Origin of the sequence: Streptomyces niphimycinicus (assembly GCF_018883605.1) — a bacterium.
Lineage (GTDB): Bacteria > Actinomycetota > Actinomycetes > Streptomycetales > Streptomycetaceae > Streptomyces > Streptomyces niphimycinicus.
Map to the genome: position 1 here is coordinate 62,751 of NZ_JAHLEM010000017.1, position 16,666 is coordinate 79,416.

At 72.5% G+C, this 16,666-nt stretch carries 11 protein-coding genes and 1 tRNA gene; 10 read left to right on the forward strand and 2 right to left on the reverse strand.

Annotation, left to right across the window (positions count from 1 at the left end):
- Positions 1 to 14: 14 nt before the first annotated feature.
- The 10 genes from KN815_RS02420 (at position 15) to KN815_RS02465 (ending at position 15,153) form a co-directional block, all read left to right on the forward strand.
- Positions 15 to 1,598: a DUF7059 domain-containing protein gene (locus KN815_RS02420; protein WP_372458232.1), complete on the forward strand. Its 1,584-nt coding sequence runs from the start codon at positions 15 to 17 to the stop codon at positions 1,596 to 1,598.
- Between the two features lie 185 nt (positions 1,599 to 1,783).
- Positions 1,784 to 1,981 (forward strand): hypothetical protein, encoded by a 198-nt coding sequence (locus tag KN815_RS02425; RefSeq protein ID WP_216339682.1) that lies wholly within the window; start codon positions 1,784 to 1,786, stop codon positions 1,979 to 1,981.
- Between the two features lie 211 nt (positions 1,982 to 2,192).
- Entirely contained in the window at positions 2,193 to 5,030 is a 2,838-nt protein-coding gene (gene topA, locus KN815_RS02430) for a type I DNA topoisomerase (protein WP_216339684.1), read from the forward strand.
- 103 nt (positions 5,031 to 5,133) lie between these two features.
- A complete protein-coding gene (tmk, locus tag KN815_RS02435) occupies positions 5,134 to 8,496 on the forward strand; it encodes a dTMP kinase (protein WP_216339686.1) in 3,363 nt (1,120 codons plus the stop codon).
- Between the two features lie 300 nt (positions 8,497 to 8,796).
- Entirely contained in the window at positions 8,797 to 10,017 is a 1,221-nt protein-coding gene (locus KN815_RS02440) for a DNA polymerase III subunit delta' (RefSeq protein WP_216339688.1), read from the forward strand.
- A 295-nt stretch (positions 10,018 to 10,312) separates the two neighbouring features.
- Positions 10,313 to 11,872 (forward strand): alpha/beta hydrolase, encoded by a 1,560-nt coding sequence (locus tag KN815_RS02445; protein ID WP_216339690.1) that lies wholly within the window; start codon positions 10,313 to 10,315, stop codon positions 11,870 to 11,872.
- 103 nt (positions 11,873 to 11,975) lie between these two features.
- Positions 11,976 to 12,049: transfer RNA gene (locus KN815_RS02450), tRNA-Thr, on the forward strand.
- A 266-nt stretch (positions 12,050 to 12,315) separates the two neighbouring features.
- The gene (locus KN815_RS02455) at positions 12,316 to 13,179 is read left to right on the forward strand and encodes an alpha/beta fold hydrolase (protein ID WP_216339720.1); all 864 of its coding nucleotides are present in this window, start codon (positions 12,316 to 12,318) and stop codon (positions 13,177 to 13,179) included.
- Between the two features lie 79 nt (positions 13,180 to 13,258).
- Positions 13,259 to 14,479 carry a sensor histidine kinase gene (locus KN815_RS02460; protein WP_372458235.1) on the forward strand — a complete coding sequence of 407 codons (1,221 nt, stop codon included), beginning with the start codon at positions 13,259 to 13,261 and terminating at the stop codon, positions 14,477 to 14,479.
- Positions 14,476 to 15,153: a response regulator gene (locus tag KN815_RS02465; RefSeq protein WP_216339692.1), complete on the forward strand. Its 678-nt coding sequence runs from the start codon at positions 14,476 to 14,478 to the stop codon at positions 15,151 to 15,153. The genes KN815_RS02460 and KN815_RS02465 overlap by 4 nt, the downstream gene beginning before the upstream one ends.
- A 125-nt stretch (positions 15,154 to 15,278) precedes the next feature.
- On the opposite strand, the gene KN815_RS02470 is transcribed toward KN815_RS02465, so the two are convergent.
- On the reverse strand, positions 15,279 to 15,956 hold the full coding sequence (locus KN815_RS02470; protein WP_253208698.1) for a DUF4232 domain-containing protein: 678 nt from the start codon (positions 15,954 to 15,956) through the stop codon (positions 15,279 to 15,281).
- A 123-nt stretch (positions 15,957 to 16,079) separates the two neighbouring features.
- Entirely contained in the window at positions 16,080 to 16,538 is a 459-nt protein-coding gene (locus tag KN815_RS02475; protein WP_253208699.1) for an ArsR/SmtB family transcription factor, read from the reverse strand.
- Positions 16,539 to 16,666 lie beyond the last annotated feature (128 nt).

A 16,666-nucleotide genomic window follows, 5' to 3' on the forward strand; every position in this document is an offset into this window, starting at 1 on the left:
TCATTGCCCCGACAATGGGGGGCGTGAGTATGCACCAGCCTCCGTTCCGCCTCCCCGTCGCCGACCCCGAGCGCACCGCCCGCCTTCGTGAGGCGCTGTCGGCCGCCTCCTTCACCGCCGATGGTCTGCTGGATCTGCTCGGCTCGTCCGCCTACGCGGCCCTGGCGCGCGGCGAGACCGTCCCGGCGCTGCGCGCCACCCGGGGCGAGAGCGGCCCGCTGGAGACCCTGGTGCGGCTCTTTCTGTTGCAGCGCCCCGTGGCGTACGGGCGGGCGGCCGCGGCCCTGCCGGCCGAGGACTGCCTCGCCGACGGCTGGCTGGTGCGCGAGGGCGACGAGGTGCGCGCGAGTGTGGATGTGCGGCCTTACGGCGGTCCCGAGGGCCAGGACTGGTGGATCGTCTCCGACCTGGGCTGCGCGGTCGGCGGCGCCGGAGGGATCGGCGGCCCGGGCGGCGCGCGCGACCGGGAGGACCGCTCCCGGCTCGTCCTCGGGGTCGGCGGCGCGTCCACCACGCTCGCCGGTCTCACCGTGCCCGCGCCCGTGGGCCGGGTCCTCGACCTCGGCACCGGCTCCGGCATCCAGGCGCTGCACGCGGGCCGCCATGCCACCCGCGTCACCGCCACGGACCGCAATCCGCGCGCCCTGGCGATCGCCCGGCTGACCCTCGCCCTGTCCGGGGCGCCGGAGCCGGAGCTGCGGGAGGGGTCGCTGTTCGAGCCGGTCGGGGACGAGACGTACGACCTGATCGTCTCCAACCCGCCCTTTGTGATCTCTCCCCGCTCCCCGGAGGGCAGCGAGCTGGTCTACCGGGAGGGCGGGATGTCCGGGGACGACCTGTGCCGCACCCTCGTCCAGCAGTCCGCCGCGCACCTCGCCGACGGCGGCTGGTGTCAGTTGCTGGCGAACTGGCAGCACATCGAGGGGGAGGACTGGCGCGAGCGGGTGGCCTCCTGGGTCCCGTCCGGCTGTGACGCGTGGATCGTGCAGCGCGAGGTGCAGGACGTCAGCCAGTACACCGAGCTGTGGCTGCGCGACGCCGGTGAGCATCTGGCCGGCCCCGAGGCGTACGCGGCGCGCTACGAGGCGTGGCTGGACGAGTTCGAGGCGCGGAAGACCACGGCGGTCGGCTTCGGCTGGATCACCCTGCGCAAGTCCGGCGCCGACCGGCCCTCGGTGACCGTGGAGGAGTGGCCCCATCCGGTCGAGCAGCCGCTGGGGGGCGAGGTCATGGCCCACTTCGACCGGCAGGACTTCCTGCGCACGCATGACGACGCGGCGCTGCTGACCGCCCGCTTCCGGCTGGCGGACGAGGTGGTCCAGGAGCAGGTGGGCCCGCCCGGGGCCGAGGACCCCGAGCATGTGGTGCTCAGGCAGTACCGGGGGATGCGGCGCGCGACGACGGTGGACACGGTCGGGGCGGGCTTCGCGGGTGTGTGCGACGGCACATTGAGCGCGGGCCGGATCCTGGACGCCATCGCCCAGTTGCTCGGGGAGGACCAGGTGGTGCTGCGGGACCGCACCCCGCAGTCCATCCGGCTCCTGATCGAGCAGGGTTTTCTGCGGCCGGTCGATGACGACGGCATAGCGGCGCGATAGAGCGCACCGGGCGGGCGCTGGGGGGCGTGCGCCGGTGGTACAGCACCCGCCCCCGCGCCCCCGTATGGCAGAAAGCTGCCGCCGGGGCGCGGAACGGGCCGCCCGGGACCCGGGCCCTACGAGGAGACGCGCGCTGTTCACCCGGGGTTCGCGCGCACGCCTCCCGTGCGTGCCACGCTCCCGTCATGGAGAGCGGACCTGCGATCTTCGCCGGAACGGCATTCGTGTTGTTCGGCGCCGCGCTGCTGCTGTGGACGGCGGCGCGCCTGAGGCTGCGCGCACCGGTGGCACATGGTGTGAGTCCTGTCGCTTCCGCGACGCTCTCCCTTCTCTTCGGCGTCGCCGCGCTCGGCGGCGGAATCTGGTGCCTCGGTTACGCCTGACAGGGCCTTCCGCGCGGCCTCGTGCCGGTCCGGGCGGCAGACAGGTCGGTTGTCGGGTTACCGTTCGAGTGGCGTTGCGGGCTTTTTCCGTTTGACACGGGGGCGGGATGTACCGTCACACTCCGCAGCGTCACCGTAGAGGGAGGCCGTGTGAGCGTTACCCACACGGCACTGCCCGTTCACCGAGCGTCGACCGGAGAGAAGAGCCAAGTTGTCCCCGACCACCAGCGAGACCGCACAGGGCGGCCGCCGACTCGTCATCGTCGAGTCGCCTGCCAAGGCGAAGACGATTAAGGGCTACCTCGGCCCGGGCTACGTGGTCGAGGCCAGCGTCGGGCACATCCGGGACCTGCCGAACGGTGCGGCCGAGGTCCCCGACAAGTACACCGGCGAGGTCCGGCGGCTCGGCGTGGACGTCGAGCACGACTTCCAGCCCGTCTACGTGGTCAACTCCGACAAGAAGAGCCAGGTCAAGAAGCTCAAGGAGCTGCTCGCCGACTCCGACGAGCTCTTCCTGGCCACCGATGAGGACCGCGAGGGCGAGGCCATCGCCTGGCACCTCCAGGAGGTCCTCAAGCCCAAGGTCCCGGTGCGCCGGATGGTCTTCCACGAGATCACCAAGGACGCCATCCGGGCCGCCGTGGCCAACCCGCGCGAGCTGAACCAGCGCCTGGTCGATGCCCAGGAGACCCGCCGCATCCTCGACCGCCTCTACGGCTACGAGGTCTCGCCGGTCCTGTGGAAGAAGGTCATGCGCGGCCTGTCCGCGGGCCGGGTCCAGTCCGTCGCCACCCGTCTCGTCGTCGAGCGCGAGCGCGAGCGCATCGCCTTCCGCTCCGCCGAGTACTGGGACCTCACCGGCACCTTCGCCACCGGCCGGGCCGGTGACGTCAGCGACCCCGGCACCTTTGGTGCCCGCCTTACGGCCGTCGACGGCCTCCGTGTCGCCCAGGGGCGCGATTTCACCTCGCTCGGGCAGCTCAAGGACAGCGTCAACGTCCTGCACCTGGACGAGGCCGGTGCCCGCTCCCTGGCCGCGGCCCTCGCCGACACCGCCTTCACGGTGCGCTCGGTCGAGTCCAAGCCCTACCGCCGCTCGCCGTACGCGCCGTTCCGTACGACCACCCTCCAGCAGGAGGCCAGCCGCAAGCTGGGCTTCGGGGCCAAGGCCACCATGCAGGTCGCGCAGAAGCTGTATGAGAACGGCTACATCACCTATATGCGTACGGACTCCACCGTTCTGTCGGACACGGCGGTGACGGCGGCCCGGGCGCAGGTCACGCAGCTTTACGGCGCGGACTATCTGCCCGACAAGCCGCGCACCTACGCGGGCAAGGTCAAGAACGCCCAGGAGGCGCACGAGGCCATCCGCCCCTCGGGAGACCGTTTCCGCACCCCGGCGGAGACCGGCCTCACGGGCGACCAGTTCCGGCTCTACGAGCTGATCTGGAAGCGGACCGTCGCCTCCCAGATGAAGGACGCGATCGGCAACTCGGTCACCGTCAAGATCGCCGGGCAGACGAGCGACGGCCGGGACGCCGAGTTCTCCGCCTCCGGTAAGACGATCACCTTCCACGGCTTCATGAAGGCATACGTGGAGGGCGCCGACGACCCGAACGCCGAGCTCGACGACCGCGAGCGCCGGCTGCCGCAGGTCACCGAGGGCGACCGGCTCTCCGCCGAGGAGATCACCGCCGACGGCCACGCGACCAAGCCCCCGGCCCGCTACACCGAGGCGTCGCTGGTCAAGGAGCTGGAAGAGCGCGAGATCGGCCGCCCCTCGACCTACGCCACGATCCTGGGCACCATCCTCGACCGCGGCTATGTCTTCAAGAAGGGCACCGCGCTCGTGCCCTCCTTCCTGAGCTTCGCCGTGGTCAACCTGCTGGAGAAGCACTTCGGCCGGCTGGTCGACTACGACTTCACCGCCAAGATGGAGGACGACCTCGACCGCATCGCGCGCGGCGAGGCCGAGGCCGTGCCGTGGCTGAAGCGCTTCTACTTCGGCGAGGGCGCGCAGGCCGGCGCCGCCGAGGCCGGGAACGGCGACGGCGACCACCTCGGCGGCCTCAAGGAGCTGGTCACCGACCTGGGCGCGATCGACGCCCGGGAGATCTCGTCCTTCCCCGTGGGCGACGGCATCGTGCTGCGCGTCGGCCGCTACGGACCGTACGTCGAGCGCCCGGCGGAGATCGAGGGCGGCACCGGCCGGCGCGCCGACGTCCCCGACGACATGCCGCCGGACGAGCTGACGGTGGCGTACGCGGAGGAGCTGCTCGCCAAGCCGAGCGGTGAGTTCGAGCTGGGCCCCGACCCCGACACCGGTCGCATGATCGTGGCCAAGGACGGCCGCTACGGCCCGTATGTCACCGAGGTGCTCCCCGAGGACACTCCCAAGAGCGGTAAGAACGCCGTCAAGCCGCGCACCGCCTCCCTCCTCAAGTCGATGTCCCTGGACACGGTGACCCTGGCGGACGCGCTCAAGCTGATGTCGCTGCCGCGTGTGGTCGGCGCCGACCCCGAGGGCGTGGAGATCACCGCGCAGAACGGCCGCTACGGCCCGTACCTGAAGAAGGGCACGGACTCGCGCTCGCTGGAGAGCGAGGAGCAGCTCTTCACCATCACGCTCGAGCAGGCGCTGGCGATCTACGCCCAGCCCAAGCAGCGTGGCCGGGCCGCGGCCAAGCCGCCGCTGAAGGAGCTGGGCACCGACCCGGTCAGCGAGCGGCCCGTGGTGGTGAAGGACGGCCGCTTCGGTCCTTACGTCACGGACGGCGAGACCAACGCGACGCTGCGCCGCGACGACGACGTGGAGACCATCACGCCCGAGCGCGGCTACGAGCTGCTCGCCGAGAAGCGCGCCAAGGGCCCGGCCAAGAAGACCGCCAAGAAGACGGCGGCGAAGAAGACCGCGGCCAAGAAGACGACGGCGACCAAGACGGCCGCCAAGAAGACCGCGGCGAAGAAGACGACCGCCAAGAAGACGACCGCGAAGACCGCCGCCAAGAAGACGGCAGCGGCCAAGAAGTCGTCGGCCAACGCCGAGTAGGAAAGCGGAGCAAGGCGGAGCAATCCCCGCGCCATCCACGGCTCACCGCCCGTTTGTTCGGCCGGGGGGCCGTGGATTCATGTGATCCGGATAGGCTGGCGGGATGACGCGAGAGCAGCCAACGGACGTGACCGCCACTTCCGGTGCCCTTGCCGCGGACTCCCGCGAGCGGGCCGTACGAGCCCTGCTGCGCTATCAGCCGCTGCGACGGCTCTGGAGCGCCCAACTCGTCGGCGGCGCGGGGGACGCACTCGCCGTGCTGGTGCTGGTGCTGCTGACGCTCCAGGCGTCCGTGGCCGCCGACTCCTTCGGCGGCGGGTATCGCGGCGCGGCCTTCGCGGTCGCGGCGGTGCTGGGCATACGGCTCCTGGCGACCGTGCTGTTCGGCGCGGTGCTCCTCGGGCCGCTCGCGGCGCTCATCGGCCCCTCCGGTCCGCTGGACCGCCGCTGGACCATGGTCGGCGCGGACGGTCTGCGGCTGGTGCTGCTCCTCATCGCGCCGCTGTGGATCGACTGGGCCCCGGCCGACGCCGTCGCCTGGCTGCTCATCACGGCCTTCGTCGTCGGCGTCGCGGAGCGCTTCTGGACCGTCGCCAAGGACGGCGCGGCGCCCTCGCTGCTCCCGGCACCGCCCGCCGAGGGCGCGGCCGTGCGCCCGCTGCCCGACCACCTGGACGCGCTGCGGCGGCTCTCGCTCCGTACGAACTTCCTGACGCTGCCGATCGCCGCCGCCGGGCTGCTCGTCGTCACCCTCATCGGCAGGCTGCTGGGCACCGGCGTGGAGTGGTTCCACACCCACCAGGCCGCCCTCGGCTCGTATGTCGGCGCCGGACTCTTCGCCGCGTCGATCTCGATCCTCACCGTCCTCGAACTGCCCGGCGGGCAGACCAGCCGCACCCGCTCCCCCCTGGAGGGGCTGCGCCGCCCGCGCGCCGCCTCCGGTACCGGCGCCGACAAGGGCCGCACCGGCGCCGTTCCGCTGCTGGTGCTCGCCTGCGCCGGGGTGGCGGGCGCGATCGCCGCGGCCGTGGGCGTCGCCCCGCTTCAGGCCATGGACCTCGGCGGCGGGCCGGTCGCCTTCGCGCTGCTCGCCCTCGTCCTGGCCGGTGGTCCGGCCCTGGGCATCCGCTGGGCCCCGAAGGTCCTCCCGGGTCTGTCGCGGCGCAGGCTGCTGGCGCTGTCGGTCGCGCTGACCGGGCTCGCGCTGCTCACGGTGGGCCTGGTGCACGACACGACCACCGTCGTGCTGATCGCCTGGGTCGCGGGCGTGCTGGCCGGTATCGCCGCCCACATCGGCCACGCCCTCCTGGACCAGGAGTCCGAGGAGGCCCGCCGGCCCCGGATGACCGCGCATCTCCAGTCCGTCGTCCGCGTCAGCGTCGGGTTCGGCGCGGTCGTCGCGCCGCTGCTCGCCGCCGTCATCGGACCGCACCGGCTCGGCAGGGGCGATTTCGTCTTCGCCCACGGCGGCGCGGCCTTCACCCTGATGCTGGTGGGCGCGCTGCTGCTGCCCGTCGCCGCGCTGGTCCTCGGCCGGACCGACGACCGGCAGGGAGTGCCGCTGCGGCGCGATCTGCGCGAGGCGCTGCTCGGCGGCGGGGGCGCGGACGAGGGCCCGGCCGCCACCGGTTTCTTCATCGCCATCGAGGGCGGCGACGGCTCGGGCAAGTCCACGCAGGTGGAGGCGCTGGCCGAGTGGATAAGGGCCAAGGGGCACGAGGTCGTGGTGACCCGTGAGCCGGGCGCGACCGCGATCGGCAAGCGGCTCCGCTCGATCCTGCTCGACGTCTCGTCCGCCGGGATCTCGCACCGCGCCGAGGCGCTGCTGTACGCGGCGGACCGCGCCGAGCACGTCGACACCGTCGTCCGCCCGGCGCTGGAGCGCGGCGCGGTCGTCATCTCCGACCGCTACATCGACTCCTCCGTGGCCTACCAGGGCGCGGGGCGCGACCTCGCCGCGACCGAGATCGCCCGTATCTCGCGCTGGGCGACGAACGGCCTGGTGCCGCATCTGACGGTGCTGCTGGACGTCTCGCCGGAGACCGCCCGCGAGCGCTTCACCGAGGCCCCGGACCGGCTCGAGTCCGAGCCCGCCGAGTTCCACCAGCGCGTACGGGCCGGATTCCTGGCCCTCGCCGCCGCCGACCCGGCCCGCTATCTCGTCGTCGACGCCGGGCAGCTTCCGGAGGCGGTCACCTCCGTGGTGCGCCACCGCCTGGACCAGATGCTGCCGCTGTCCGAGGCGGAGGTGAAGGCCCAGGAGGAGGCCCGTAAGGCCGCCGAGGAGGAGGCCCGCCGCCGGGCCGAGGAAGAGGCCGCCCGTAAGGCCGAGGAGGAGCGGCTGGAGCGCGAGCGCCAGGAGGCGCTCGCCAAGGCGCGCGCCGAGGAGGAGGAGCGCAAGCGGCGCGAGCTGGAGGAGGCCCGCCAGCGTGAGGCCGAGCGACAGGCGGAGGCGGCCCGTCAGCGGGCCGAGGACGCGCGCCGCAGGGCCGAGGAGGACCGTAAGCGCATCGAGGCCGAGGACCGCGCCCGCGCCGCCGACGAGGAGCGGCGCCGCCTGGAGGCGGAGGCGGAGGCCCTGCGGCGGGCCGAGGCCGAGGCGCGCCGCCAGGAGGAGCAGCGCAAGGCCGAGGAGGCGCTGCTGCGGGCGGAGCAGGCGCGGCTGGCGGCGGACGCGGCGGATACGGCGTCCTCCTCCGGCGCCGATGCGCCGACCGTGGAGACCGAGACCCCGGCACCGCCGCCGCACGACGCGGATGGCGCGGGGGGCTCGCGGGGCGCGGACGGTGCCCAGGACACCGGCGGTGCCCAGGACGCGGCGGGTCCCGCCTCAGGCGACCCGGACTCGACGAAGACGGTCCAGACGCCGCGGTTCGACCCGTGGGCGGAGTACGTCGGCGAGGGCGGCTCCGGCGGCGCCGCCGGGCACCCCGCCACCGACCGTCCTGCCGCCGGGCGGGACGCGGACGAGACCGCGGTGCTGCCGCCCGTGCCTCCCCAGAACGGCCCGGACGCCGGCGACACCGCCGTGCTGCCGCCCGTACGGCCCCAGGACGGCCCGGGGCACCGGGGCGGCCCGGACGCCGAGGAGACGGCCGTCCTGCCCCAGCCGCCCGCCCAGCCGCCCACGAACGCGGCCGAGGAGACGGCCGTGCTGCCGCCCGTACGGGACGAGCGCTCCGCCGACCCGGCGGACCGGGTCCCGCCGTGGCTGTTCCGGCCGGACGAGGGCCAGGACCAGGCGCGAGACCAGGGGCAGGGCCAGGGGAACGAGCGCACGCGCGAGATGCCGCAGTACGGCTATGGCCAGGGCCAGGGCCAGGGCCAGGCGCAGGGCGGTGCGGAGCCGCCGCGTCCGCGCCGCCGTCGTCCCGAGTGGGCGGAGGAGACCCCGCTGGACGACCTCCCGTCACTGGCCGACGAACTGCTCGGCCCGCGCGACGACGAGGACGGCCGACGCCGCTGACGGCAGGCCGCCGACGACCATGTGGGCGAGGACCGGTGGCGGAACCCCGTGACCGGTGGCGTCGATGGCAAGCGCTGCACCGCGCGGGGAGACCTCCGTGCGGGTGCTGTAGAAGCTCCGATGGCACGGTGACGGTGTTGCGGCGCTGGCGGGTAGCCGGTGGCGGCAGGTGCCGACGAGGTTCGCGGGCGGGGCCCGCCGGCGGGGCGGCCGACCGGGCGCGTCGGCGGCGGTCGTGCTCGGCTGTCGGTGGGGTGGCCCACAATGGGATGCCGTAAGCACGAACGGCGGAGGCAGCCAATGGCGGTGTGGGACGACCTGGTCGGGCAGGACCGAGTAGCGGCCCAGCTCACGGCTGCCGCGCGGGATGCGGACGCCCTGGTCACGGCCGCGGGCGAGGCGATTCCGGCCGAGGAGCCCATGGCGTCGTCCAAGATGACCCACGCCTGGCTGTTCACCGGCCCGCCCGGCTCCGGCCGGGCCACCGCGGCCCGCGCCTTCGCCGCCGCGCTTCAGTGCGTCAGTCCGGACCGGGCGCTCGGTGGCGCCCCCGGCTGCGGTTTCTGCGACGGCTGTCACACCGCCCTCGTCGGTACCCACGCCGATGTGGAGGTGGTCCGTACGGACATGCTCACCATCGGCGTCAAGGAGACCCGGGAGCTCGTCCGCCGTGCCCAGTTGTCGCCCGCCGGCGGCCGGTGGCAGGTGATCGTCATGGAGGACGCCGACCGCCTTACCGAGGGCGCGGGCAATGTTCTCCTCAAGGCCGTCGAGGAGCCCGCACCGCGCACCGTATGGCTGCTGTGCACGCCCTCGCTGGAGGATGTACTGCCCACGATCCGCTCCCGGTGCCGTCTCCTCACCCTCCGCACGCCCCCGGTGGAGGCCGTAGCGGACCTCCTCGTCCGGCGCGACGGCATCGACCCCGAGCTGGCCGCTTCCGCCGCCCGCGCCACCCAGGGCCATATCGACCGCGCCCGCCGACTGGCCACCGACGAGCGGGCCCGCGCCCGCCGCGCCGCCGTCCTGAAGCTCCCGCTGCGCGTCGACGACGTGGGCGGCTGCCTCAAGGCGGCCCAGGAGCTGATCGACGCCGCGGCCGAGGACGCCAAGCAGGTGGCGGAGGAGGTCGACGTCAAGGAGACCGAGGAACTGCGCGCCGCCCTGGGCGCCGCGGCCGGTACGGGCGGGCGGTTGCCGCGCGGCACGGCCGGGGCCATGAAGGATCTCCAGGACCGCCAGAAGCGCCGTGCCACCCGCACCCAGCGCGACACCCTCGACCTCGCGCTCACCGATCTGATCGCCTTCTACCGCGATGTGCTGGCCCTCCAGCTCGGCTCCCAGGTCGCGCTCGCCAACACGGACGTACGGGACGCGCTGGAGCGGATCGCGTCGGGCTCGAAGCCCGAGCGGACGCTGCGCCGGATCGAGGCGATCACGGCGTGCCGTCAGGCGCTGGACAGCAATGTGGCGCCGCTGCTGGCGGTCGAGGCGATGACCATGGCGCTGCGGGCCGGCTGAGTCACCCGTACGGGTTCGCTGTCGGGCGCATGAAGCGTGTCCGAACGGATACTCTCCGTAAGGGGGCAAACCGGCCGTATCTCCAGGACCTGATCGCCAGGACCTGATCGCCAGGACCTGATCGCCAGGACCTGATCGCCAGGACCTGATCGCCAGGGCCCGGTCTCCAGGATCCGAGCGATCCAGGTGATCACCCTGACGACCCTGACCACCCGGATCACCGTCCTCGACATGATCCGGATGATCCGGCCGGTGCGATCCCGCGACTCGACCGCGCGAACCGAGGGATCAGCCCATGAACGCCCCGCACAGCAGCCGCCCGCTCCGGACCCTCGGCGCCGCCCTCGTCGCCGCGGCCCTCGCCTCCGCCGCCCTGCTGTCCTCCGGCTGCTCCGCCGACGTCTCCTCGCCGCCCGCCGCGTCGATGTCGAAGAAGGCCGTCCCCGCCGCCCTCAGGCCGTACTACGAGCAGTCGCTGAGCTGGCGCCCCTGCGGCGGGGCGGACTTCGAGTGCGCCACCCTCAAGGCCCCGCTCGACTACGCGAGACCCGGCACCGGCCGGGATCTGAGACTCGCCGTCTCCCGTAAGAAGGCGACCGGCCCCGGCCGCCCCCTCGGCTCGCTCCTGGTGAACCCCGGCGGCCCCGGCGGCTCCGCGGTCGGCTATCTACAGAGCTTCGCGGCCGTGGGCTACCCGACCCGGGTGCGCGCCCGCTATGACATGGTGGCGATGGACCCGCGCGGCGTGGCCGACAGCGAGCCCGTCACCTGTCTGAGCGACAAGCAGATGGACGCCTTCACCCAGACCGACCAGACGCCCGACGGCCGCGGCGAGACCGATCGTCTCGTCGCCGCGTACAAGAAGTTCGCCCATGGCTGCGCGGCCCGCTCCGGCCGGATCCTCCGCCATGTCTCGACGGTCGAGGCGGCCCGCGACATGGATGTGCTGCGGGCCGCGCTGGGCGACCGGAAGCTCCATTACGTCGGGGCCTCCTACGGCACCTTCCTCGGCGCCACCTACGCCGACCTCTACCCCCACCGCGTCGGCCGTCTCGTCCTCGACGGCGCCCTCGACCCGACGCTGTCCTCCCGGCGCATCAACCGCGACCAGACCGCCGGTTTCGAAACCGCCTTCACCGCCTTCGCCGAGGACTGCGTACGCCGCACCGGCTGCCCCCTCGGCACCGGCTCCGTGGCCGCCGCCCGCGACCGGCTCAGCGCCTTCTTCACCCGCCTCGACTCCCACCCGGTCCCCACCGGCGAGTCCCGCGCCCTGGGCGAGTCCCTCGCCACCATGGGCGTGATCTCCGCCATGTACGACGAGACCGCCTGGCCCCAGTTGCGCACCGCCCTCCGCTCCGCGATGCGCGGCCACGGCGGCGGTCTGCTCAACCTGGCCGACCTCTACTACGAGCGCGACACCGACGGCTCGTACGCCAACCTCATGTACGCCAACCCCGCCGTCAACTGCCTCGACCTCCCACCCGCCTTCCGCACCCCCGCCGAGGTCAAGAAGTCCCTCCCCGCCTTCCGGAAGGCATCCCCCGTCTTCGGCGGTGCCCTCGCCTGGGCGGCCCTGAACTGCGCCTACTGGCCCGTCCGCCCGACCGGCACCCCCCACGCCCTGCACGCCAAGGGCGCCGCCCCCATCGTCGTCGTCGGCACCACCCGCGACCCCGCCACCCCCTACCCCTGGGCCCGCGCCCTGGCCACCCAGCTCTCCTCCGCCACCCTCCTCACCTACGACGGTGACGGCCATACGGCCTACGGCCGCGGCAGCAACTGCATCGACAACGCGATCAACACCTACCTCCTCACCGGCCGCCCACCCACCCCCCACACCCGCTGCCGCTGACCAGCCCCGGCCCCGCCCGGGTCCCGCCCGGCCCCGTACGGAGCACCCCTCGAAACTGTGTAGACTTGGCGACGCTGCTGCTGCCAATCTGGCACCGCGGCATGCCGCCTTAGCTCAGTCGGCCAGAGCGACGCACTCGTAATGCGTAGGTCAAGGGTTCGATTCCCTTAGGCGGCTCATTTGAGGCCCAGGTCACATTTTCTGTGACCTGGGCCTCTTTTGTTTGGCGCGGACGCCGTGACCTGGCTTGGGCCGGGGCTTGTGGGGGCTGTCCCCCGGGGGAGCTACGTGTGGGTGTCCACCGTGTGGTGACGATTCCGGGGGGCCGGATCCGTAGCGTTCGGGATCGCCGCGGCGCTTCGGCTGCGGATGGGGTGGCGCGTTGGATCGACCGCCACGGAAAGCAGCCTTTTCGGCGTCAATTCTCTTACTGGGGAGCAAATATGGTCCGCAATGGGCGGCTGTCCGCGGTGATCGCGCTGTCGTGTGCCGTGGCAGGGGTGGGGCTGGTCGGCTGTGAGGACTCCGCGAAGGAGGGCTTGCTCACCGGTACCAAGAAGATCGAGGTCGGTGGGCGGTCGGTGAAGGTGTCCTGTACGGGGGCGTCGGCGGATGGCAGGCCGGTCATCGTGCTTTTGGCCGGGGGTGGTGATGGGCTGGAGAAGGTGGCTGGGGTTCAGAAGACGCTCAGTGAGAAAGGCCGGGTCTGTTCTTATGACCGGCTTGGTGAGGGGGGCAGTGATCAGCCCGGTGGGCCTCAGACGCTCAAGAGCACGGGGAAGGTGCTGACCGCGGTGCTCGATCGTGTCGCCGGTGACCGTCCGGTCGTGCTGGCGGGGCATTCGCTGGGCGGGCTGATCGCCGCCCGGTATGCCCCCGACCATCAGGACAGGGTCAAGGGGCTGGTCTTGATGGACGCCACCTCGCCGACGCAGACCGCTGATCTCAACAAGGGCATCCCCGAGTCCGCGACCGGCCCGGCGGTCGAACTGCGGGAGCAGACGCTCGCGATCCTTCACGGAGGGAAGCCGGAGAGGCTCACGGTGCCGGATGGGAAGGTCCGTTCGGCCGGGAGCATTCCGGTGGAGGTGATCCACCACGGGAAGCAGTACCTCGCGGCGGTTCCCGAATACGGGCCGGGGCTGGAGCGGGCGTGGTCCAACGGTCAGCGCAAGTGGCTCGCGGTCTCCAGCCGCAGCAGGCTGAGCACCGCCAAGAACAGCGAGCACTACATCTATGTGGATCAGCCCGATGTCGCCGTTCGGGCGATCGAGCGCGTCGCTTCGCAGGCCGCGGATCGCGCGTAGCGCCCGCGTTGGAGATCTCGCTGCGTAGCGTTCCCTTCGGCCGCGGGGCTTTGGCCGCGGAGGGGGGAAGGAGTCGATGATGAGGGCGGTGCCGGTGATCGGTGTTCGGCGGGTGCCGGAGCTGTGGCGCCGGTTCGATGTCACGGTCCGGGATCTGCCGCTCGGGCTGCTGCTCCTCGTGGGGTCGCTCGTACCGGCGTTCCACAACCACGGGACGCAGCTCGGCGGGCTGCCGGGCCGCCCCTTCGACGTACTGGCCGTCGTGGCGGTCGCCCTCCAGTGCCTTCCGCTCGCGGTGCGGCGGCGGTGGCCGGTTCTCTGTCTCGCCTTGGTGTCGGTCGGCTTCGCCGTCGACCAGCTTCGCGGCTACCACTCGTTCGCGGGTACGGCGGTGCCCGTCGCGCTGCTGAGCGTGGGGTCCCATCTGGAACGGCACCGGCGCGCCACCGCCCTGCTCTTCTCCGCGGCGTATGTGCCGCTGGCGGTGGCGCTCCACCGGCTCGGTTCGGGCGCCGAATCGCCGGGTGAGTTCGTGCTGTACTACCTGGCGCTGGCCCTCCCCTGGGGCATGGGGTCGTGGCTGCGCTCCACCCGGGCCGCGGAGGCGGAACGCCGCCGCCTTGTCGCCGAGCACACCCGCGCCGCCGAACGTGCCCGTATCGCCCGCGAGCTCCACGATGTCGTGACCCACCATGTGACCGCGATGGTCGTGCAGGCCGAGGCGGCGCGCTATCTGACCGCCGCGCCCGACCGGCTCGACCAGGCCCTGACCGCCGTCACCGACACCGGCCGACGGGCCATCACCGATCTGCGGCACCTGCTCGATCTGCTCAACCCCGACTACGGCACCGAGGCCAGGACGCCGGCCGTCGGCAGGCTTCGCACGCTCGTGGAGCAGACCCGGCGGGCCGGGCAGCCGGTGGAGTTCACCGAGGAGGGCACGCCGGCGGAGTCGACCGGCAGCGCCGACCTCGTGGCCTACCGGGTGGTCCAGGAGGCCCTGACGAACGCCCTCAAGTACGCTCACGGCAGCCGCACCTCGGTCCAGGTGCACCACGGCGCAAGGGAGATCACCGTGGAGGTCAGCACCGACGGTTCCGGCTCGCGGGCCGAGGTCGCTGCCGGGTCCCCTGGCGCGTGCCACGCCGGGTCCCCCGCCGCGTCGCCCGGCGGGAGCGGGCGGGGGCTGGCCGGGCTGCGCGAGCGGGTCGGCGTCCTGGGCGGCGACTTCAGCGCGGGCGTACGGACCGGCGGCGGCTTCGTCGTACGGGCGCGGATACCCGCGGGGAGCCCGTCGTGACCGGGCCGAGTGTCACCACCGAGCCGATCCGCGTCCTGGTCTGCGATGACCAGGTGCTGGTCCGCACCGGGCTGGTGACGATCATCGACGCCCAGCCCGACCTCGCGGTGGTGGGCGAGTGCGGGGACGGGCGGACCGCGGTCGAACTCGCCGGGCGGCTGCGCCCGGAGGTCGTGGTGATGGACGTACGCATGCCGGTGCTCGACGGCATCGAGGCCACCCGGCTGCTGGCCGGTGCCGGGGTGCCGCATCCCGTCAAGGTGCTCGTGGTGACCACGTTCAACCTGGACGAGTACGTCTACGAGGCGCTGCGCGCGGGGGCGAGCGGGTTTCTGCTCAAGGACGCGCCGCCGTCCCAACTGCTGCACGGCATACGGACCGTGGCCACCGGGGCGGCACTGCTGGACCCCGAGGTGACGCGGCAGCTCGTGGGCACGTACGCCGCCCGGATCCGGCCCGCCGAGGGGCCGCCGCGCGACATTCCGCTGACCCCGCGCGAACTGGAAGTCCTCCGCCTCATCGCGAATGGCCTCTCCAACAGCGAAATCGCCGTGACCCTGGTGATCAGCCAGGAGACCGTCAAGACCTTCGTCTCACGCATCCTCGCCAAGCTCGGACTCCGCGACCGGGTCCAGGCGGTCGTCTACGCCTACCGCCGGGGTCTGGTGACCTGAGGCTGAGGGCCGCGCGGGTGGCCGGGACGCGCGGAACCCCAGCACGGACCGGGTCCGAGCTGGGGTTCTTTATGCCGTCAGCCGTGCTGTCAGCCGTGCCTTCAGCCGTGCCTTCAGCCGTGCCGTCAGCTATTGATGGGGGGCTTGGAGGACCAGGCGGTCAGCGACAGGGTGCCGTTGTCGAGGTCCTCGCCGAACGCGACGGTGCTGTGGGAGTTGCTGCCCGTCGGGGAGATCTGGAGGTACTTCGCGTGGGCGGTCGAGGCGCCGGTGGTGGTCCACACCAGGTCGGCCCAGGCGCTCTTACCCGGTCCGAGGGTGATCGGGTGGGAGCCCGGGTCGGTGGCGAAGTAGGTGCTGCCGTGGCGGGCGGTGGTCTTGATGGCGGTGTGTCCGGCGCCCTCCAGGGCCAGCCCGGCGTAGCCGCTGATCACGCAGGTCTCGTCGCCGGTGTTCTTCACCCGCAGGAACGTGCCCCGGTGGTTCATCCCCGACTGGGAGGTACCGGCCGAGTCCAGGGTCGCCCGCAGCGTCCCCGGCTGGCATTCGGCGGTCGCCTGCGCCTTGTCGGACCCCGAGCCAAGGGCCGTTGCCTGCTTGCCCGGCCGGCCCGCCTGGTTGTGGATCGAGGCGTCCGACTGCGATGACTTCGCGGAGGACGACGCGTGGGAGGAGGAGCTCCCCTTGGCGTCGGACGACGAGTCGTTGCTCCCGCAGGCGGTGAGGGCGACGGCCGAGGCGGCGGCGATCAGCGCGGCCACACCGGCCTTGCGGACTCGGCGGTTGAGAGTGTGGTGCGACATGACGACCCCCATGGGCTTCCGGTTTGTGCGGTTCCTGCTCACGCACCATCCATGGTGTCGGCCGCCGCTGGCGTTCTCTTAACGACCGCTGGCGATTCGCTAACGTCCGGCTAACGCCCGCCGTCACCCCTCGGCCGGGGTCCAGTCGGCCACGAGCTCCAGGAGACCTGGGAAACGGGCGTTGAGGTCGGCGATCCGGACGTGGCTGCGGCGCTCCAGGCCGTATTGGCGCTGGCGGGTGATGCCTGCCTCGCGGAGGGCCTTGAAGTGATGGGTGAGCGAGGACTTGGGGCGGTCCAGACCGAACCAGCCGCAGGTGTGATCGAACCGCTCCGATTCGAGGAGCAGTTTGCGCACGATGCGGAGGCGGAGGGGATCGCTCAGGGCGCCCAGGACCGTTTCCAGCCGGATCTCCTCCACGGCCGGTTCCGGGAGCGGGGGCGGCAGGTCGGGGGGTTCGGGGAGCGCCTTGATGGCGGGGCGGGCGCTTTGGGGTGTTTGTGCCGTGTGGGTGGCCTCGGTGGCCTCGGTGGCCTCGGTGGCCTGGGCGGCCTCGGCGGTCTGAGTGGTCTGAGCGGTCATCGTCGGGTCCTCGTCGCGCGGCTTGCTGTACGGCTCGCTGTACGAGTCTGATCGTACTGCATGTTAAGTTCGACTTAAGTCGTACTGGGATCGTCGGGAGGAGCTGTCGTGACGGGGAGTCGGACCGT

Bases quoted from the DNA above. Each gene is read 5' to 3' on its own strand.
- KN815_RS02420 (WP_372458232.1), top strand. From the start codon at position 15: ATGGGGGGCGTGAGTATGCACCAGCCTCCGTTCCGCCTCCCCGTCGCC.
- KN815_RS02425 (WP_216339682.1), top strand. From the start codon at position 1,784: ATGGAGAGCGGACCTGCGATCTTCGCCGGAACGGCATTCGTGTTGTTC.
- tmk (WP_216339686.1), top strand. From the start codon at position 5,134: ATGACGCGAGAGCAGCCAACGGACGTGACCGCCACTTCCGGTGCCCTT.
- KN815_RS02440 (WP_216339688.1), top strand. From the start codon at position 8,797: ATGGCGGTGTGGGACGACCTGGTCGGGCAGGACCGAGTAGCGGCCCAG.
- KN815_RS02445 (WP_216339690.1), top strand. From the start codon at position 10,313: ATGAACGCCCCGCACAGCAGCCGCCCGCTCCGGACCCTCGGCGCCGCC.
- KN815_RS02455 (WP_216339720.1), top strand. From the start codon at position 12,316: ATGGTCCGCAATGGGCGGCTGTCCGCGGTGATCGCGCTGTCGTGTGCC.
- KN815_RS02460 (WP_372458235.1), top strand. From the start codon at position 13,259: ATGAGGGCGGTGCCGGTGATCGGTGTTCGGCGGGTGCCGGAGCTGTGG.
- KN815_RS02470 (WP_253208698.1), bottom strand. From the start codon at position 15,956: ATGTCGCACCACACTCTCAACCGCCGAGTCCGCAAGGCCGGTGTGGCC.
- KN815_RS02475 (WP_253208699.1), bottom strand. From the start codon at position 16,538: ATGACCGCTCAGACCACTCAGACCGCCGAGGCCGCCCAGGCCACCGAG.